We start from the raw sequence: 17,100 nt of genomic DNA, 5'->3' as shown, positions 1-17,100 counted from the left end.
GGTGGAAGGATCATGGCTGAACACCCTCACGCCGCGCTGGCACGCCGAGGCTACGAGGCCTTCGTCGCTGGGGACATGGACACGCTGGCCGGCCTGCTGACGGGCGACTGCACGCACCACTCGCCCGGCGAGAGCCAGATGTCCGGGCACTTCAAGGGCCGCGACAACGTCCTGGCCCACTACGGCCGGCTCATGGAACTGACCCACGGCACCTTCCGCGTGGAGCTGCAGGGCGTCTACCCGGACGGCCGGGGCCACGTCATGGCCGTGCACACGTGGCACGCCGACCGTGGTGACCGGGGCATCGAGATGAAGGGCGGTCTCTTCTTCACGATCGTCGGGGACAAGGCCACCGACATCGACGAGTGCGTCGAGGACATCGACGAGGCGGACGCCTTCTGGGATCAGGCCGAGTAGGCGCCGGCCCCCACCGTGAACGTCTCGCCGCCCGCCGGTACGCCCACGCCACGCCAGGTGAACGGGATGCCACGGGCGGTACGCGGGTCGGGGCCGTCCATGAGCTGGAAGTGCAGGTGCGGCTCGGTGGAGTTGCCCGAGTTGCCGCACCGGGCGATCGGCTGCCCGGCGGTGACCCGGTCACCGGCGCGCACCCGCAGCGAACCCCGCTGGAGGTGGGCGTACATCGCGTACACACCGTCGCCGAGGTCGAGCACGACGTGGTTGCCGATGATGTGGCGCGGTCCGCCCAGCGACCGGAAGACGCCCTCCACGAGCAGGAAGTACGGGAGCGCGGGCAGTGAGTTGCGGCTGAGGTGGTCGCGCAGCCGGTCGTCCGCGTGCACCACCGTGGCGTCACCGGCCGCGAGGAGCGGGGCGCCGAAGGCGGGGAAGGCCCTGTTGCGCCGGGCGACCGGCCACAGCGCGGCGAAGGCCGGCCGGGGGCGGGTCTCCGACTCGGCCACGATGTCGATGGCGTACGTCTGGCCCAGGGCGTGCGTGCCGTGGCTCGGCACCTTGTCCGCCGGGCTGTTCAGGGCCGACCAGGCGCCCACGACCGGCGGCTCGACCTCGACCGCATCCCGTGCGGCGGGGGCGGCGGGGCGCTGCTCGGTGCGGTTCAGCACGATCCGGAGGGCGACGGCGGCCACCAGCGGCAGCCAGCCCACCCAGTAGTCGTAGGGCAGGTCGACGAGGAACGAGGCGAGGACCTGGGCGATGAAGAGCGCCCACAGGACGCGGACGAGCAGCCCCGCGATGGTGCGTACGGACATGGTGTTTCCCCCGTGAGGTGGTCATGGTCGGGCCGTGGCCAGGGCCACGAGCAGCGGCACCACCCGGCCGGGTGGCACCTCGTAGCGGCCGCGGCCGGCGGTGTGGAGCCAGCCGGCGCCGGTCAGTTGGCGCACGTGGTGGTAGATCTGGCCGGTCGTGCCGATCTCCTCCAGCTCGGCCAGCTCGGCGGCCGTGCGCCGGCCGCCGAGGATCTCGCGCAGGAGCCGGAGCCGGACCGGGTGGCCGAGCGCCGCGAACGACTCGGCCGCCTCGGTCCAGTCGCCGTCGAGCTGCTCGTCGGCGAGGACCCCGTACTGCCACTCGTACCGCTCCCCCGTCGGCAGCCGTACGGCGCCGGTGAACAGCACACCGCCGTCCGCCGCGCCCGCCCCGGCGAGCCGGGACTTGAGCCCCTCCAGGGCCCAGAAGTCGCCCTCGGCCGGCGGCGGCACGGCCCCGTCACCGCGCTCCAGCGCCGCCATGCGCCGCTCCAGTTCGGCGACGCGCTCTTCCAGCTCCATGACCCAGAGAATACGTAATTACGTAATCACGTGCAACCGGCCCACGGAAAAGCCCCTGTCCGGACAGGACGTCCGGACAGGGGCTCTCCCCGATGCTGGATGCGTCAGGCGAGCAGACCCGGGATGGTCCCCTCGTGCGCGGTGCGCAGCTCGCTCAGCGCGATGCTGAACTCGCCCTGTACGTCGATCTCGTCGCCGTCCACGACACCGATCCGGGTCGCGGGCAGGCCCCGCGCGCCGCACATGTCGGTGAAGCGGAGCTCCTCGCTGCGCGGGACGGACACGACCGCACGGCCGGCCGACTCGCTGAACAGGAACGTGAAGGCGTCCAGACCGTCCGGGACGACCAGGCGCGCACCCTTCCCGCCGCGCAGGCAGGACTCGACGACCGCCTGGACGAGGCCGCCGTCCGACAGGTCGTGGGCCGCGTCGATCATCCCGTCACGGGACGCGGCGATCAGGATCTCGCCGAGCAGCTTCTCCCGGTCCAGGTCCACCCGCGGCGGCAGACCGCCCAGGTGGTTGTGCACGACCTCGGACCACGCCGAGCCGCCGAACTCCTCGTGCGTGTCGCCCAGCAGGTACAGGAGCTGGCCCTCCTCCGCGAAGGCGATGGGCGTACGGCGGTTCACGTCGTCGATCACGCCCAGCACGGCCACCACCGGCGTCGGGTGGATCGCCACCTCGCCCGTCTGGTTGTACAGCGAGACGTTGCCGCCGGTGACCGGGGTCCCCAGCTTCTGGCAGCCGTCCGCCAGACCGCGCGTGGCCTCGGCGAACTGCCACATCACCGCCGGGTCCTCGGGCGAACCGAAGTTCAGGCAGTCGGAGATGGCCAGCGGCTTGGCGCCGGAAGCGGCCACGTTGCGGTACGACTCCGCCAGCGCGAGCTGCGCGCCCGTGTACGGGTCGAGCTTCGCGTACCGGCCGTTGCCGTCCGTCGCGATCGCCACGCCGAGGTTGGTCTCCTCGTCGATCCGGATCATGCCCGAGTCCTCGGGCTGGGCCAGGACGGTGTTGCCCTGCACGTACCGGTCGTACTGGTCCGTGATCCACGCCTTGGACGCCTGGTTCGGGTGCGCGACCAGCTTGAGGACCTGCTCGCGCAGTTCCTCGGAGCCCTGCGGCCGGGGCAGCTTGTTCGCGTCGTCGGCCTGGAGGGCGTCCTGCCACGCGGGGCGCTCGTACGGCCGGTGGTAGGTCGGGCCCTCGTGGGCGACCGTGCCCGGCGGCACGTCGACGATCTGCTCGCCGTGCCAGAAGATCTCCAGCCGGTCGCCGTCGGTCACCTCACCGATGACGGTGGCGATGACGTCCCACTTCTCGCAGATCTCCATGAAGCGGTCGACGTGCTGGGGCTCGACGATCGCGCACATGCGCTCCTGCGACTCGCTCATGAGGATCTCCTCCGGCGAGAGCGACGCGTCACGCAGCGGCACGGTGTCCAGCTCCACCCGCATGCCGCCGGTACCGGCGGAGGCGAGCTCGCTGGTCGCGCAGGACAGACCCGCGCCACCGAGGTCCTGGATGCCCGCGACGAGCTTCTCCTTGAAGATCTCAAGGGTGCACTCGATCAGGAGCTTCTCCTGGAACGGGTCACCGACCTGGACGGCGGGCCGCTTGGTGGGCTTGGTGTCGTCGAACGTCTCGGACGCGAGGACCGAGACGCCGCCGATGCCGTCGCCGCCCGTGCGGGCGCCGTACAGGATGACCTTGTTGCCGGGGCCCGACGCCTTGGCGAGGTGGATGTCCTCGTGCTTCATCACACCGATGCAGCCGGCGTTGACCAGCGGGTTGCCCTGGTAGCAGGAGTCGAAGACGACCTCGCCGCCGATGTTCGGCAGGCCCAGGCAGTTGCCGTAGCCGCCGATGCCCGCGACCACGCCCGGCAGGACGCGCTTGGTGTCGGGGTGGTCGGCCGCGCCGAACCGCAGCGGGTCGACGACCGCCACCGGGCGGGCGCCCATGGCCAGGATGTCGCGGACGATGCCGCCCACACCGGTCGCCGCGCCCTGGTAGGGCTCGATGTACGAGGGGTGGTTGTGCGACTCGACCTTGAAGGTCACCGCGTACCCCTGGCCGACGTCGACGACGCCCGCGTTCTCGCCGATGCCGACCAGCATCGCGTCGTTCTCGGGGGCCTTCTCACCGAACTGCTTCAGGTGGACCTTGCTGCTCTTGTACGAGCAGTGCTCCGACCACATGACCGAGTACATGGCCAGCTCGGCACCGGTCGGGCGCCGGCCGAGGATCTCCCGGATGCGCTCGTACTCGTCCTTCTTCAGGCCGAGCTCGGCCCACGGCTGCTCGACGTCGGGGGTCTCGGTGGCGTGCTTGACGGTGTCGAGGCTCATCAGACGTTGACCAGCTTCTTGAGGATCGAGGTGAAGAAACCGAGCCCGTCGGTCCGGCCCGTGCCGACCAGCGGCTCCACGGCGTGCTCCGGGTGCGGCATCAGGCCGACGACGTTGCCGGCGGCGTTGGTGATGCCGGCGATGTCCCGCAGCGAACCGTTGGGGTTGAAGTCGCGGTACCGGAAGACGACCCGGCCCTCGGCCTCCAGCTCGTCGAGCGTGCGCTCGTCGGCCACGTACCGGCCGTCGATGTTCTTGAGCGGGATGTGGATCTCCTGGCCCGCCGTGTAGTCGGACGTCCAGGAGGTCTCCGCGTTCTCCACCCGCAGCTTCTGGTCGCGGCAGATGAAGTGCAGGTGGTTGTTGCGGAGCATCGCGCCGGGCAGCAGGTGCGACTCGGTCAGCACCTGGAAGCCGTTGCAGATGCCCAGGACCGGCATGCCCGCCCTGGCCTGCTCGATGATGGTGCCCATCACCGGCGAGAACCGGGAGATGGCCCCGGCGCGCAGGTAGTCGCCGTAGGAGAACCCGCCCGGCAGGACGACCGCGTCGACCTGCTTGAGGTCCTTGTCGCGGTGCCAGAGCGAGACCGGCTCCGCGCCCGCGAGCCGGACCGCGCGCAGCGCGTCCCGGTCGTCGAGCGTCCCGGGGAAGGTGACGACCCCGATCCGAGCGGTCACGACTCCACCTTCACGACGAAGTCCTCGATGACGGTGTTGGCGAGGAACGTCTCGGCCATCTCGTGGATGCGGGCCAGGGCGGCGTCATCGACCGGCCCCTCCACATCGAGCTCGAAACGCTTTCCCTGACGGACGTCGGCGATCCCCTCGAAACCGAGGCGGGGCAGTGCGCGCTGCACCGCCTGTCCCTGCGGGTCGAGGATCTCCGGCTTGAGCATGACGTCGACTACGACGCGTGCCACTGGCACTCCCGGTGGTGTGTTGCGTGGGCGGTTCCCTCAGCGTACCTGTCTCCAAAATCTACGCGAGTAGACATATGGAGGACCCTACAAAAGGACGCAAGAACACGCCGAGAACCAGCGGCAAAAATCCCGGAAAAGAATGCTCCCGGTCATGGCCGCCGGACACGCTGATGCAATTGACTGGGCTTCACAATGCCACGTGATCCGCTGTACAAAGGAATACAGCGGAAAGCAGCATTGCCCGTCATCAGCCGTATCCGGTATAGCCGCATGTCAGACATGTCACGTCAGGCATGTCAAGCAGGTCAGGGCGGCACACCGCGCGAAAGGACCGATATCCGTGGCGCAGCGCGTAGTGGTCACGCTCTTCGACGACATCGACGGAGGAGAAGCGGCGGAAACGGTCACCTTCGGCCTCGACGGTAAGACGTACGAGATCGACCTCAATCCTGCCAATGCAAAGAAACTGCGCAAGGCGCTCGCCCCGTACATGGCCGCCGGCCGCAGGCAGACGGGTGCCGCCACCGGCGGCGGCGGGAGCAGGTCACGGGCCGCGTACAAGCACACCTCGCTCGAGCCCGACCCGGCGGCGGTCCGCGCCTGGGCGCAGTCGAACAAGATGGACGTCCCGGCCCGGGGCCGCATCCCGAAGCGGGTCTACGAGGCGTTCCGCGAGGCGAGCTGACACCCGCCCCGGCCCCCTCCGCGGGCACCGAGTTGCGCGACACCCCTGGTGATCCGCTAGAGTCTGGATCACGCCGAGGGGCGAGGCCGAAAGGCCCCGGACCTCACGCAGCGTGCGGGTGTAGTTCAGTAGTAGAACATCCCCCTTCCAGGGGGAAGGCGCAGTGTGCGATTCCTGTCACCCGCTCTGCATCACGTACCGACCGCTTTGGGATCTCCCCCAGCTCGAGACGGAGTCGAGAGCTAGGGGAAGGATCAGGTACAGTGGTGTTCGCACCGCCCGGTGAGAGCCGGTCGGGAGCAATGCGGACGTGGCTCAGTTGGTAGAGCATCACCTTGCCAAGGTGAGGGTCGCGAGTTCGAATCTCGTCGTCCGCTCAGAGTACGAAGGCCCCGGTCATCACGACCGGGGCCTTCGGCGTTCCGCCACGGGTCCGCCGCCCGATGACATTTGTCATCGACAACCGGTGACAGCGCGGCCTGCCCCCGCGCCGCCGGCGGCGGAAGCCTGAAGGCATGACCAACGTGATCGAGGCGGAGGACGTCCGGCGCAGCTACGCCGGAGGGTTCGAGGCCGTGACCGGAATCACCTTCTCCGTGGCACCCGGCGAGATCTTCGCCCTGCTCGGCACCAACGGCGCCGGGAAGACCTCCACCGTGGAACTGCTGGAGGGCCTCGCCCGCCCCAGCGGCGGAACCGTGCGGGTCCTCGGCCACGACCCGTACGCCGAACGCTCCGCCGTCCGGCCCCGGATCGGCGTGATGCTCCAGGAGGGCGGCTTCCCCTCCGACCTCACCGTCGCCGAGACCGTACGGATGTGGGCCGGCTGCACCACGGGGGCGCGGCCGGCCGGCGAGGCGCTGGAGATGGTCGGGCTCAGCGCCCGGTCCCGCGTCCGCGTCAAGCAGTTGTCCGGCGGCGAGAAACGGCGGCTCGACCTGGCGCTGGCCCTGCTCGGCCGCCCCGAGGTGCTCTTCCTGGACGAGCCGTCGACCGGGCTGGATGCCGAAGGGCGCCGCGACACCTGGCAGTTGGTGCGGGAGCTGCGCGACGGCGGTACGACCGTGCTGCTCACCACGCACTACCTGGAGGAGGCCGAGGCGCTCGCCGACCGACTGGCGATCATGCACCGGGGGCGGATCGTGACGGCCGGCACGCCCACCGAGGTGACGGCCTCGCGCCCCGCCCGCATCCGCTTCGTCCTGCCGGTCGGCGTGCCGGCCGGGCGGCTGCCGCTGTCGCTGCGGGCCGCCGCGACGGGGCGCGCGGTCGAGATCCGTACCCACGCGCTCCAGGACGCGCTCGGCGAACTGCTGCTGTGGGCCCGGGAGGGCGGCGTACGGCTCGAAGGGCTCGACGCCCGGTCCGCCTCCCTCGAGGAGGCGTTCCTCGACATCGCACGCGACGACGTACGGAACGAAACGGTGGGAGTGTGACGTGGCGACCACGATGACGGCGCGGATGGGCGCCCTGGGCCGGGCCGAACTGACCCTCCTCGTACGCAACCGGTACGCGCTCTTCACCGCGCTGCTGATGCCCGTGCTGATGGTCGGGGTGCTGCGCTCCTCGCTCGACCGGGTCGACCTCGACCGGGCCGGGATGAGCGCCCTCGAAGCGGCGCTGAGCGGCGGCGTGGTGATGATGCTGATCCTCGTCGTGTACCTCAACCTCGTCTCGGCGTACGTGGCGCGGCGCGAGGAGCTGGTGCTCAAGCGGCTGCGCACCGGCGAGGCCTCCGACCGGGAGATCCTCGCCGGGACCGCGCTGCCCGCCGTGGTGCTGGCGGTGGCGCAGAGCGCGCTGATCGTGCTGGCGGGCGTGGTGTTCCTCGGCGTACGGACGCCTCAGCGGCCCGAACTCCTCGTCGCGGGCATCGTGTTGGGCGTGGTGATGCTGATCGCGCTCGCCGGGGCGACGGCGGCGGTGACCCGTACCGTGGAGAGCGCGCAGATCACCACCATGCCGCTGTTCCTCGTCTCGGCGATGGGCTCCGGGCTCTTCGTCCCGCTGGAGGTCCTCCCGCAGAAGGTCGCCTCGGTGTGCGAACTGCTGCCGCTGTCGGGCGTGATGACGCTCGTACGGACCGGCTGGCTGGGTGGCGCCGGGGACGCGGGGGAACTGGCGGGAGCGGCGCTGACCGCGCTGGCCTGGACGCTGATCTCGGTGTTTGCTGTGCAGCGGTGGTTCCGCTGGGAACCACGGCGCTGACGTACGGGGGCGGGGGGCACGGGGATGAGGCTGACCGGGTGGTGGAGCCGGCGGAGCAACCCGGAGAAGGTCGAGCTCTACACCCGCTGGTCGTTCCACGCGTTCGTGCTGATCGAGATCGGCGCCATCGGGCTGCGGGCCCTGTCCGGGGCTCCGCAGCCGCTCGGCGGCTGGCTGATGCTGCTGTCGTGCGCGCACGCCGTGCTGGGCGGGGTGGTGTCCTCCCGGGCACTGGACTGGAACGCGGGCCGGCGGGAGCGTCCGTACCGGCTCATCGCGGCGCACGGCGCGCTGTCGGTGGGGGTGGCGGCCGGGGGGCTGCTGATGCGCCGGTTCGGTGCGCTGGAGGACACGGGGACGGCGGGGGCCGTGGTGGTCGGGGCGCTCGGCTTCGGCATCTGCTCGGTGGTGCTGTGCATGGTGAAGGTCCGGCACATGCTGTACCTGGTGCTGGCCACGGGGGCGGGCGTGGCGCTCTTCTGCCTGGCGCTGGGGATGACCCGGCAGGAGGTCCTCGGGTTCACGGTCGGACAGGTGACCATGGGGGTCATGCTGGCGTTCACCAGCGGGTTCTCGGGGTGGCTGCTGCGGGCGGTGTGGGAGCTGGACGCGGCGCGTGAGCTCCAGGCGCGGCTCGCGGTCGCGGAGGAGCGGCTGCGGTTCGGGCGGGACCTGCACGACGTGATGGGCCGCAACCTGTCCGTCATCGCCCTCAAGAGCGAGCTGGCCGTGCAGCTCGCCCGGCGCGGCCGGGCGGAGGCGGCGGTGGACCAGATGGCCGAGGTGCAGCGGATCGCGCGGGAGTCGCAGCGGGAGGTGCGGGAGGTGGTGCGCGGTTACCGGGAGGCCGACCTGCACACCGAGCTGGAGGGCGCGCGGAGCGTGCTGGCGGCGGCCGGCATCGCCTGCACGGTGGAGTCGGCGGACGTACCGCTGCCGCCACGGGTCCAGTCGGCGCTCGCCTGGGTGGTGCGGGAGGGGACGACGAACGTCCTGCGGCACGGGGACGCGCGGCGGTGCTCGGTCTCGGTGACGGTGACGGCCGGTGCGGAGGAGGGGTACGCGGTGCTGGTGGTCGAGAACGACGGCGTGGACGGCGGCCCGGGGTCGGGCGCGGGAGCCGGGGCCGGGTCGGCGGACGGGCCGGGCGGGGGCTCGGGGCTGGCCGGGCTGCGGGAGCGGCTGGCGGCGCTCGACGGGACGCTGGAGGCCGGCCGGGTGAGCGGCGGGCGGTTCCGGGTGACGGCCCGGGTGCCGGTCGGGGCGCGGGTGCAGGAGGAGGTCGGGGCGCCAGGAGGCACGCGGCCGGCGGTCGGGCCACGGGTGCCCGAGGAAGCGGGTGTGGTGGAAGAGGCGCGAGTGCCGGAGGAGACCCGGTGACCGACCCCGTACGCGTCCTGCTGGCCGACGACGAGCACCTGATACGGGGTGCGCTGGCCGCCCTGCTGGGTCTGGAGGACGACCTCGTGGTCGTCGCCGAGGCCGCGTCCGGGCCCGAGGCGCTCGCCATGGCGCTGGCGCACCGGCCGGACGTCGCGGTGCTGGACCTCCAGATGCCGGGCGCCGACGGTGTGAAGGTCGCCACATCACTGCGCGCCCAGGTGCCCGGGTGCCGCACCATGATCGTGACCGGCCACGGCCGGCCCGGGCACCTGAAGCGGGCACTCGCGGCGGGCGTGCGGGGCTTCGTGCCGAAGACGGTCAGCGCCCAGCGGCTCGCCGAGATCATCCGGGCCGTGCACGCCGGAAACCGTTACGTTGACCCGGAGTTGGCCGCCGACGCCATCTCCGCGGGGGACTCCCCGCTGACCGCCCGGGAGGCGGAGGTGCTGGAGCTGGCGATGGACGGGGCGCCGATCGCGGAGATCGCCGAGCGGGCGTCCCTCTCCCCCGGGACGGTGCGCAACTACCTGTCGTCGGCCGCCTCCAAGCTGGGTGCCGAGAACCGTCATGCGGCGGCACGTCTCGCGCGGGAGCGAGGTTGGGTATAGTGGTCTCGCGCTACGGCGCATGCGGACGTAGCTCAGTTGGTAGAGCGCAACCTTGCCAAGGTTGAGGTCGCGAGTTCGAGCCTCGTCGTCCGCTCAGAATGGAAGCCCCCCGGCCGGTCGGCCGGGGGGCTTCTTCGTGCGCCTACTGCCAGGTCTTGCCGGTCAGCAGCTCGTACGCCTCCAGGTACTTCCCCCGGGTCGCCTCCACGACCTGCTGCGGGAGGGGCGGCGGGGGCTGCTCGCTCTTGCGGTCCCAGCCCGAGGCCGGCGAGGTCAGCCAGTCGCGCACGAACTGCTTGTCGTACGACGGCTGGGCCCGGCCCGGCTCCCAGGAGGCGGCCGGCCAGAACCGCGAGGAGTCCGGGGTCAGCACCTCGTCGGCGAGGACCAGGCCCTGGTCGTCGTGGCCGAACTCGAACTTGGTGTCCGCGAGGATGATCCCCCGGTCCCGCGCGATGTCACGGGCGCGGGAGTAGATCGCGAGCGTCGACTGGCGGAGCTGGGCGGCGGTCTCCGCGCCGACCTGGCGGGCGACCTCCTCGTACGACACGTTCTCGTCGTGGTCGCCGACGGCCGCCTTGGTGGCCGGGGTGAAGATCGGCGCGGGGAGCTCGGAGCCGTCGGTGAGGCCTTCGGGGAGGGCGAGGCCGCAGACCGTACGGGACTCGTTGTACTCGGCGAGGCCGGAGCCGGTGAGGTAGCCGCGCGCGACGCACTCGACCGGGACCATGCGCAGCGACCGGCAGATCAGGGTGCGGCCCGCCCAGTCGGCGGGCGCGCCGGCGGGCAGCTCGGTGGAGATGACGTGGTTGGGGATGAGGTCGGCGAGCCGGTCGAACCACCAGAGCGAGAGCTGTGTGAGGACACGGCCCTTGTCCGGGATCTCGGTGGGCAGCACCCAGTCGTAGGCGGAGATGCGGTCACTGGCGACCATGACGAGGTCGCCCGCCTCGTTCTGGTACAGGTCGCGCACCTTGCCGGTGTGCAGATGCACCAGGCCCGGCACCTGAAGCGGCTCGGGCTTTTCGACGAATCCGGACACGGTTCCTCCCCGTGGTTCTGTCCAATCGGCTTCGATTCTCCCGCATGCGGGAACCGGGCTTTGGCCAGGGGTCTCGCGGATCGTGCGGATCGTGCGGGGTCTTCAGGAAGGATCTTCGGAATGGCTCTGGACGGGATGTGCCCGTCAGGGGCGTTCTAGTCCCGTTTGCAGATGCGGTCCAGGAGGTTGGCCGTGGCGCGCTGGATACGGAGGTCGACATGACCCGGCCGGTCCAGGGCGGGGGACCACGCGAACGTGCCGGACGCGAACACCAGGGCCCCGGAGGGAGCGCGGTACAGGGAGGTCTCCTGGTGGCGCACGGTGTTCTCGCCGTCCCGGTAGGGGGAGTGGGCGAGCAGGATGCGGCGCCGGTGCTCGGGGAGGGCGGTGCGCGGGAAGTACCGGTCGGCCTCGCCGGCGACCAGACCGGGCAGTTCGTCGCCCTCACCGGCACCGGTGGCGTCCCAGAGCCAGTGCTCGGCGTTGCGGACGACCATCGGGTGCGGCTCCGGGACCCGGCCCGCGTACTGGATGCCCAGGAGCTGCTGCTCGGGCCGGTCGATCTCGCGCCACAGGGCCGGCTTGCCCGGACCCCGGCGTTTTCGGCAGGTGAGGAGCCGGTCGGGGACGCCGGAGGGCGAGGGCGACAGCTCGACCTGCCAGTACATGGTGTTGGCGGAGAGGAACACCAGTGAGGTGCCCTGGTCACGGGCCTGCTCGACCGTGCGGCGCATCGGCACCGACCAGTACTCGTCGTGGCCGGGGAAGACCAGGCCCCGGTACCGCGTCGGGTCCACGCGGCCCGCGTGCAGGTCCCGGGCGTCGGCGTAGGCGAGGTCGTAGCCGTACCGCTCGGCCCAGCGGATGAAGTCGTAGGCGTGGCCGACGTGGAGCGGCAGTCCGGCGCCCGCGTAGGGGCGGTCGAAGGAGACGGTGGTGGCGGCGTCCTCCTCGCCGAGCAGCCGGCCGTCCTCGTCCCACGCGTGGTAAAGGCTGGCGCCGGTGCGGCCGTCCTCCGGATAGAGGTTGTACGCCTGCCAGGTGATGTCCGGGAGCAGCAGGAGCAGGTCGGCCGGGTGGCTGTCGCGGACGGTGAAGGGGATGTGGGAGCGGTGGCCGTCGAGGGTGGTGAGGACGGCCACGTACGCGCCGATCGTCCAGTAGGACGGCACCTGGAGCCGCCAGGACAGCCACCAGTGGTGGCACGAGACCGTGCGGTCGGCGGTGAGCGGGGGCGGCTGGACGATGCCGGAGAGCCGGGGGCTGGTGGTGATCTTGGCGGCGCCGTCCCCCGCGTAGTGCCCGATCCGATAGATGTCGACCGAGAACTGCTGCGGCGGGTCCACGGTGATGTGGAAGTCGATCGCCTCGCCGGGTGCGACCGCGCCGGCCGAGGCGAAGCCCTTGATCTGGCGGCGTACGTCGTCGGCGGAGCGCGGCCCGCCGTGGCCGCCTCGGGCGAGGGCCGGATCGGCGTACCAGGGGACGACCTGACCGGTGTCGCCGATGTACTGCTCGCTGCCGCGCAGCCATGGCAGCGGCCCCTGGCCGAACGGGTCCGTGACGGCGTGGGCGAGGGCCCCTGATTCCCACCGCCGGATCTGTTCCGCCCCCATGGTGCGCCCCTCCCTCGACTCCCCCGCGACTGTCAGTGCCGGTCTCCAGCACATCACATAACGCACCCAGTCCGTCACCGTTCGTCGTTAATTGACGAGAACGGAACGCTGTATTCCGCTCTCCGTGCGCCGGTCGTCCGTCGGTCCCGTGTCGGTCCCTGGGTCTGCCTTTGCGAGGGTCCCGCCCTGGTCAGACGAGCCGGACGGGCTTCTCGGGACGTACGCCGACGGTGGCCAGCCAGGAGCGGAGCGGCTCGGGGTCGGCGTCCTCTATCAGGCTCAGGACACGGGCGCCGAGGTCCGGGTGGCGCTTGCCGCCCACGAGCAGGGTCGGCCCGTCGAGCCAGTCCAGCCCCGGTGCGGCGCCGGCGGTGTCGACGGCGGCGCAGCACACCATGGCCGTCACGTGGTCGGCCAGCAGCTCCCGCCCGCTGCGCGGCGGCTGCAACGGGAACAGCGGCAGCACGTCGCCCCCGGGGCCCCAGGCGGCGAGCTCCGGGTCGGGGACGAGAGGAGCGGCGGGCGGTACGGGGGCCTCGGGGGGCGCGGGAGCGGGGGCGCCCGCCGGGGGCTCCGGGGCTTCGGGGCCGGGCGGGGGCGCCAGGGTCTCGCCCTGCGCGGGGGGCACGGGGGCGGTGGTGGGCGGTTCGGGAGCCGCGTCGCCACCGGCGGGGGTGTCCGGGCCTGCGTCGGCGGGGGAGGCCGTGGTGGGCGGGCCGGAGTGGGTGGCGGCGGGCGGGCCGGGCTCGGCGGGCATGACGGCGGCGACCGCGCCGGGGTCGGGGGGTGCCGTGGCAGCGGTGGTGTCCTGGCCGGGCGGCGGCGGGGCGGTGGTGGCCTCCCGCGAGACTTCGGCGGTGATGGCGGCGGCGAGCGTCTCACCGGTCCGGGCGGTGGCCAGGTGGTCCACCACGCGCGCCAGCGTCGCCTCCGCGTCCGGGTCGACCCCGAGGCGGTCCAGCACCCGGTGGAGGCGGGCCGCCTCCGTACGCCACTTGCGGTCGACGACCTCGTCCGGGTACTGCTGCCAGTCCACCGGGGCCCAGTCGGGGCCCGCCTCGGCCGGTCCGCCGTGGAAGAGGCGGGCGGCGAGCAGCGAGGTGGCCTCGTCGACCAGCCCCGGCTCCTCCAGCAGGTCGCACGCCGGCCGCTCGCCCAGCCGGGAGGTGAACCCCTCCGCCAGCCGGTCGCGCCGCGACAGCTCGGTCAGCGCCGAGACGACGCCCGCGTCCAGTTGGGACGGCCAGCGGCCCATGCGCCAGGCGGGCAGGGCGACCCGGGTCAGCAGCCGGTCCCAGCCCGCGTACGCCAGCCCGACCTGCTCCTGCGCCACGATCCGCAGCCCGTAGTCCACGGCCTGGGCACGCTCCGACGCGGCCGCCGCCACACCGCGCTCCATCTCGGCGGCGTGCACCCGGCAGCCGCGCAGCAGCATCCGCACCACCGCGCCGACCAGGCGCGCTCCCAGGCGCCGTACCGGGTCGAGGCCCGGCCGGTCCGCCGCCGCGACCGCCGCGTCCAGGCCCCGGACGAAACGGCGGGCCGCCGCTATGTCGGGGTGCGCGGACGGCCCCGTACCGGCGACGACCGGCGCCAGCACCGCGCGCAGCTCGGCGACCCGCATCCACCACAGGAAGGGTGACCCTATGACCAGCACGGGCGGGGTGTCGGAACGGTGCACGCCCGGCACGGCCGGTATGCCGTGCGCCGGGTGCGAACGGTCCTCCAGCCAACTGTCGCAGTCCGGGGTCAGCGCTATCCCGGAAGGCGCCGGCACGTCCAGCCGCCCCGCCAGGTCCTGCACCATCCGGTACAGGTCGGGGGCCGACTCCCGGGGGATCTCCACCGTCGGGGTGAGCGCGGGCCGGGCCCGGGCGATCACGGCGGCCACCGCGGCCGCCGCCAGCAGCACGACCACCGCGAGCACCGACACCACCCAGCGCGCGGCGTCCCAGCCGGCGCCGGTCAGATGCCCCGTGGCACCACCGGTCAGCAGCACGACGGCGAGGGCGGCGGGCAGCAGCGCCACGGCCAGCGCCCTGCCGCGGACCCGCAGCACGGCCAGGGCCCGGGCGTGCGCGGCCCGCGCGCCCAGCTCCTCACCCATCTCGGAACGAGCACCGGAATCGGACACGGCCGTACCTCACCCCCTTCTGCCCTGCGGCGGACTGCCTCGCGGCGGTGTTGGTCACTCCCCCACTGTGGCACCCGCCACTGACATCGCAATGCCGGTGGGCCAAGTGCCGGAACGCTTGCGCGGCACCCTAGTTGGGGCACCGGCAGGCGTCATCCGTACGGGTCAGCCGTCACTCGATGGAATGGCTTTGGGTAAAGGTGAAGACGGTTCGGCGAACCTCGCGGTTCACTCCCGCGCTCGCCCGGAAATCAGGCCCCGGCGGCCTTCCGTGCGATGTCCGTACGGTGCTGCGAGCCGTCAAGCCGGATACGTCCGACCGCCGCGTACGCCCGCTCCCGGGCCTCGGCGAGGTCCTTGCCGGTCGCGGTGACGGACAGGACGCGGCCGCCCGCGCTGACGACGGCACCGCCCTCCCGGCTCGTCCCCGCGTGCAGGACGTACGCGTGGGGCGCGTCCTTCTCCGCGACCTCGTCCAGGCCCTCGATCGGGTCACCGGTGCGCGGCGTGCCGGGGTAGTTGTGGGAGGCGACCACCACGGTGACGGCGGCGTCGTCGCGCCAGGTCAGCGGCGGCTCGCTGTCGAGGGTGCCGTTCGCGGCGTGCAGCAGGACCCGGGCGAGCGGCGTCCGGAGGCGGGCGAGGACCACCTGGGTCTCCGGGTCGCCGAAGCGGGCGTTGAACTCGATGACCCTCACACCCCGCGAGGTGATGGCGAGGCCCGCGTACAGCAGTCCCTGGAAGGGCGTGCCGCGGCGGCGCAGCTCGTCCACGGTCGGCTGGAGGACGGACGCCATGACCTCGTCGACCAGCTTGGGGTCGGCCCACGGGAGCGGCGAGTACGCGCCCATGCCGCCGGTGTTGGGGCCCTCGTCGCCGTCGAGGGCGCGCTTGAAGTCCTGGGCGGGGGTGAGCGGCAGCACGGTGGTGCCGTCGGTGATCGCGAAGAGGGAGACCTCGGGGCCGTCCAGGTACTCCTCGATGACCACGCGCTCGCAGGAGCGGGCGTGGGCGCGGGCCTCCTCGACGTCACTCGTGACGACGACGCCCTTGCCGGCCGCGAGGCCGTCGTCCTTGACCACGTACGGGGCGCCGAAGGCGTCGAGCGCCTCGTCGATCTCGTCATGGGTCGTGCAGACGTACGAGCGGGCGGTGGGGACACCGGCGGCGGCCATCACGTCCTTGGCGAACGCCTTGGAGCCCTCCAGCCGGGCGGCCTCCGCGGAGGGGCCGAAGCAGGGGATGCCGGCCGCCCGTACGGCGTCGGCGACCCCGGCGACCAGCGGTGCCTCCGGGCCGACGACGACCAGGCCGGCCTCCAGGCCGGTGGCCAGGCGGGCCACGGCCGCGCCGTCGAGGGCGTCGACCTGGTGGAGCTCGGCGACCTCCGCGATTCCGGCGTTGCCGGGCGCGCAGTGCAGAGCGGTGACGTCGGGATCGAGGGAGAGAGAGCGGCACAGGGCGTGTTCGCGGGCGCCGCCGCCGATGACGAGGACCTTCACGCCAGCCAGGGTAGCCCGCTGAGCGGGGCGATCTTTGTGCGGGCCACCGAGGACGCCCCCGCTACTCGTTCGTATATTCCTCCACCACGGTCGCCCCGAGCTCGCGCACGATCAGCTCGTGGCCGGAGAGGGCCGAGTCGACGAGGTCGGGGTCGTCGTCCTCGGGCATGTCGTCCTCGGGCCGGACCGGCTGCCGGGCGGCCGGGGGCCGCGGAGGCTCGGGCGCGGACGGGCCGGACGCCGGCGCGGGCGCCGGCGCGGGCCGGGACGCGGACGCCGGCGGCGTCTGCTGTACGGGGCGGGGGGCGGCCTGCGGGGCGGGCGCGGGCGCCTGCGGCGGGCGGCCGCCGCCGAAGCCACCGCCTCCGCCCGGGCCGCCTCCCGGCAGGCCGCCGCCCGTGCCGGGCTGCGGCGGGGGTGCGGAGCCGCCCGACGGGTCGACGATCGCCTCGATCTTCCACTGGACGTTGAACTGCTCGGAGAGGGCCTGCTTCAGGACGTCCTCGCTGCCGCTGCCCGCGAAGTTGTCCCGGGCCCCGGCGTTGAGGAAGCCGAGCTGCAGGGTGGTGCCGTCGAACCCGGCGACCTGGGCGTTCTGGCTCAGGAGGATCCAGGTGAAGCGGCGGCGGTTCTTGACGGCCTCCAGGATGTCCGGCCACATGTTCCGCACCTGCGCGGCGCCCTGGGCCATGCCGGGGGCGGCCGCCGCGGCAGGCGCTCCGGCAGGCGCGGGAGCGGGCGCGGGTGCCGGTGCCGTGGGCTCCGGCCGGGGCGCCGGGGCGGCGGGGCGAGCGGACGCGGAGGGCCACGCCCCCGGGCGGCCGGCGGCCTCCTGGGACCCCGGCGCGGCGGCGGAGGGCCACGCCCCGGGCCGGGACGCGGCGGGGGGTGC

15 protein-coding genes, 3 tRNA genes and 1 pseudogene are annotated in these 17,100 nt (G+C 72.8%); 9 read left to right on the top strand and 10 right to left on the bottom strand.

From position 1 onward, the window contains the following. Window positions 1–12 precede the first annotated feature (12 nt). The gene (locus tag E2B92_RS31375; RefSeq protein ID WP_126886816.1) at window positions 13–417 is read left to right on the top strand and encodes a nuclear transport factor 2 family protein; all 405 of its coding nucleotides are present in this window, start codon (window positions 13–15) and stop codon (window positions 415–417) included. On the opposite strand, the gene E2B92_RS31370 is transcribed toward E2B92_RS31375, so the two are convergent. The 5 genes from E2B92_RS31370 to purS all read right to left on the bottom strand — a co-directional run bounded on the left by E2B92_RS31370 (window position 405) and on the right by purS (window position 5,030). After that, window positions 405–1,232, bottom strand: a complete 828-nt coding sequence (locus tag E2B92_RS31370) for a M23 family metallopeptidase (protein WP_126886817.1) — start codon at window positions 1,230–1,232, stop codon at window positions 405–407. The genes E2B92_RS31375 and E2B92_RS31370 overlap by 13 nt on opposite strands. A 21-nt stretch (window positions 1,233–1,253) precedes the next feature. After that, on the bottom strand, window positions 1,254–1,754 hold the full coding sequence (locus E2B92_RS31365) for an ArsR/SmtB family transcription factor (protein ID WP_126886818.1): 501 nt from the start codon (window positions 1,752–1,754) through the stop codon (window positions 1,254–1,256). 104 nt (window positions 1,755–1,858) lie between these two features. After that, window positions 1,859–4,108 carry a phosphoribosylformylglycinamidine synthase subunit PurL gene (gene purL / locus E2B92_RS31360; RefSeq protein ID WP_126886819.1) on the bottom strand — a complete coding sequence of 750 codons (2,250 nt, stop codon included), beginning with the start codon at window positions 4,106–4,108 and terminating at the stop codon, window positions 1,859–1,861. Beyond that, window positions 4,108–4,788 (bottom strand): phosphoribosylformylglycinamidine synthase subunit PurQ, encoded by a 681-nt coding sequence (gene purQ, locus E2B92_RS31355; RefSeq protein ID WP_126886820.1) that lies wholly within the window; start codon window positions 4,786–4,788, stop codon window positions 4,108–4,110. The genes purL and purQ overlap by 1 nt, the downstream gene beginning before the upstream one ends. Beyond that, window positions 4,785–5,030 (bottom strand): phosphoribosylformylglycinamidine synthase subunit PurS, encoded by a 246-nt coding sequence (gene purS / locus E2B92_RS31350; RefSeq protein ID WP_073756364.1) that lies wholly within the window; start codon window positions 5,028–5,030, stop codon window positions 4,785–4,787. The genes purQ and purS overlap by 4 nt, the downstream gene beginning before the upstream one ends. Before the next feature lie 340 nt (window positions 5,031–5,370). Between purS and E2B92_RS31345 the strand changes: the two genes are divergently transcribed. From E2B92_RS31345 to E2B92_RS31310, 8 genes are all read left to right on the top strand, one after another. Continuing rightward, a complete protein-coding gene (locus tag E2B92_RS31345) occupies window positions 5,371–5,715 on the top strand; it encodes a histone-like nucleoid-structuring protein Lsr2 (protein ID WP_185923638.1) in 345 nt (114 codons plus the stop codon). 114 nt (window positions 5,716–5,829) lie between these two features. Beyond that, window positions 5,830–5,901 (top strand) — tRNA-Gly (locus tag E2B92_RS31340). A 118-nt stretch (window positions 5,902–6,019) separates the two neighbouring features. Then, window positions 6,020–6,092, top strand: a tRNA-Gly gene (locus E2B92_RS31335). Between the two features lie 138 nt (window positions 6,093–6,230). Further along, on the top strand, window positions 6,231–7,151 hold the full coding sequence (locus E2B92_RS31330) for an ABC transporter ATP-binding protein (protein ID WP_126886821.1): 921 nt from the start codon (window positions 6,231–6,233) through the stop codon (window positions 7,149–7,151). A gap of 13 nt (window positions 7,152–7,164) precedes the next feature. After that, on the top strand, window positions 7,165–7,923 hold the full coding sequence (locus E2B92_RS31325; protein WP_126886824.1) for an ABC transporter permease: 759 nt from the start codon (window positions 7,165–7,167) through the stop codon (window positions 7,921–7,923). Window positions 7,924–7,947: 24 nt separating this feature from the next. Beyond that, window positions 7,948–9,303, top strand: coding sequence for a sensor histidine kinase (locus E2B92_RS31320; protein ID WP_133087777.1), 1,356 nt, complete (start codon window positions 7,948–7,950; stop codon window positions 9,301–9,303). After that, on the top strand, window positions 9,300–9,914 hold the full coding sequence (locus E2B92_RS31315; RefSeq protein WP_126889449.1) for a response regulator transcription factor: 615 nt from the start codon (window positions 9,300–9,302) through the stop codon (window positions 9,912–9,914). Before E2B92_RS31320 ends, E2B92_RS31315 begins: the two co-directional genes overlap by 4 nt. Before the next feature lie 21 nt (window positions 9,915–9,935). Then, window positions 9,936–10,008: transfer RNA gene (locus E2B92_RS31310), tRNA-Gly, on the top strand. Window positions 10,009–10,056: 48 nt separating this feature from the next. On the opposite strand, the gene E2B92_RS31305 is transcribed toward E2B92_RS31310, so the two are convergent. The 5 genes and pseudogenes from E2B92_RS31305 to E2B92_RS31285 all read right to left on the bottom strand — a co-directional run. Then, on the bottom strand, window positions 10,057–10,956 hold the full coding sequence (locus E2B92_RS31305; protein ID WP_126889448.1) for a phosphoribosylaminoimidazolesuccinocarboxamide synthase: 900 nt from the start codon (window positions 10,954–10,956) through the stop codon (window positions 10,057–10,059). 155 nt (window positions 10,957–11,111) lie between these two features. Continuing rightward, window positions 11,112–12,572, bottom strand: coding sequence for a N,N-dimethylformamidase beta subunit family domain-containing protein (locus E2B92_RS31300; protein WP_126889447.1), 1,461 nt, complete (start codon window positions 12,570–12,572; stop codon window positions 11,112–11,114). A 190-nt stretch (window positions 12,573–12,762) separates the two neighbouring features. Continuing rightward, window positions 12,763–14,679, bottom strand: coding sequence for a hypothetical protein (locus tag E2B92_RS31295; protein ID WP_133087781.1), 1,917 nt, complete (start codon window positions 14,677–14,679; stop codon window positions 12,763–12,765). 278 nt (window positions 14,680–14,957) lie between these two features. Continuing rightward, on the bottom strand, window positions 14,958–16,208 hold the full coding sequence (purD, locus tag E2B92_RS31290) for a phosphoribosylamine--glycine ligase (RefSeq protein WP_126889514.1): 1,251 nt from the start codon (window positions 16,206–16,208) through the stop codon (window positions 14,958–14,960). A 61-nt stretch (window positions 16,209–16,269) separates the two neighbouring features. Further along, a pseudogene (locus tag E2B92_RS31285) lies at window positions 16,270–17,100 on the bottom strand (DNA polymerase III subunit gamma and tau); the annotation flags it as partial.

The sequence above is a fragment of the Streptomyces sp. WAC05374 genome, from assembly GCF_004353505.1.
Lineage (GTDB): Bacteria > Actinomycetota > Actinomycetes > Streptomycetales > Streptomycetaceae > Streptomyces.
Note: the sequence above shows the minus strand (reverse complement) of the source record. Positions and strands in the feature narration are given on the sequence as shown.

Excerpts from the sequence above, each read along its gene's own strand:
- E2B92_RS31375 (WP_126886816.1), top strand. The coding sequence starts at position 13 with ATGGCTGAACACCCTCACGCCGCGCTGGCACGCCGAGGCTACGAGGCC.
- E2B92_RS31370 (WP_126886817.1), bottom strand. The coding sequence starts at position 1,232 with ATGTCCGTACGCACCATCGCGGGGCTGCTCGTCCGCGTCCTGTGGGCG.
- E2B92_RS31365 (WP_126886818.1), bottom strand. The coding sequence starts at position 1,754 with ATGGAGCTGGAAGAGCGCGTCGCCGAACTGGAGCGGCGCATGGCGGCG.
- purL (WP_126886819.1), bottom strand. The coding sequence starts at position 4,108 with ATGAGCCTCGACACCGTCAAGCACGCCACCGAGACCCCCGACGTCGAG.
- E2B92_RS31330 (WP_126886821.1), top strand. The coding sequence starts at position 6,231 with ATGACCAACGTGATCGAGGCGGAGGACGTCCGGCGCAGCTACGCCGGA.
- E2B92_RS31325 (WP_126886824.1), top strand. The coding sequence starts at position 7,165 with ATGACGGCGCGGATGGGCGCCCTGGGCCGGGCCGAACTGACCCTCCTC.
- E2B92_RS31320 (WP_133087777.1), top strand. The coding sequence starts at position 7,948 with ATGAGGCTGACCGGGTGGTGGAGCCGGCGGAGCAACCCGGAGAAGGTC.
- E2B92_RS31300 (WP_126889447.1), bottom strand. The coding sequence starts at position 12,572 with ATGGGGGCGGAACAGATCCGGCGGTGGGAATCAGGGGCCCTCGCCCAC.
- E2B92_RS31295 (WP_133087781.1), bottom strand. The coding sequence starts at position 14,679 with ATGGGTGAGGAGCTGGGCGCGCGGGCCGCGCACGCCCGGGCCCTGGCC.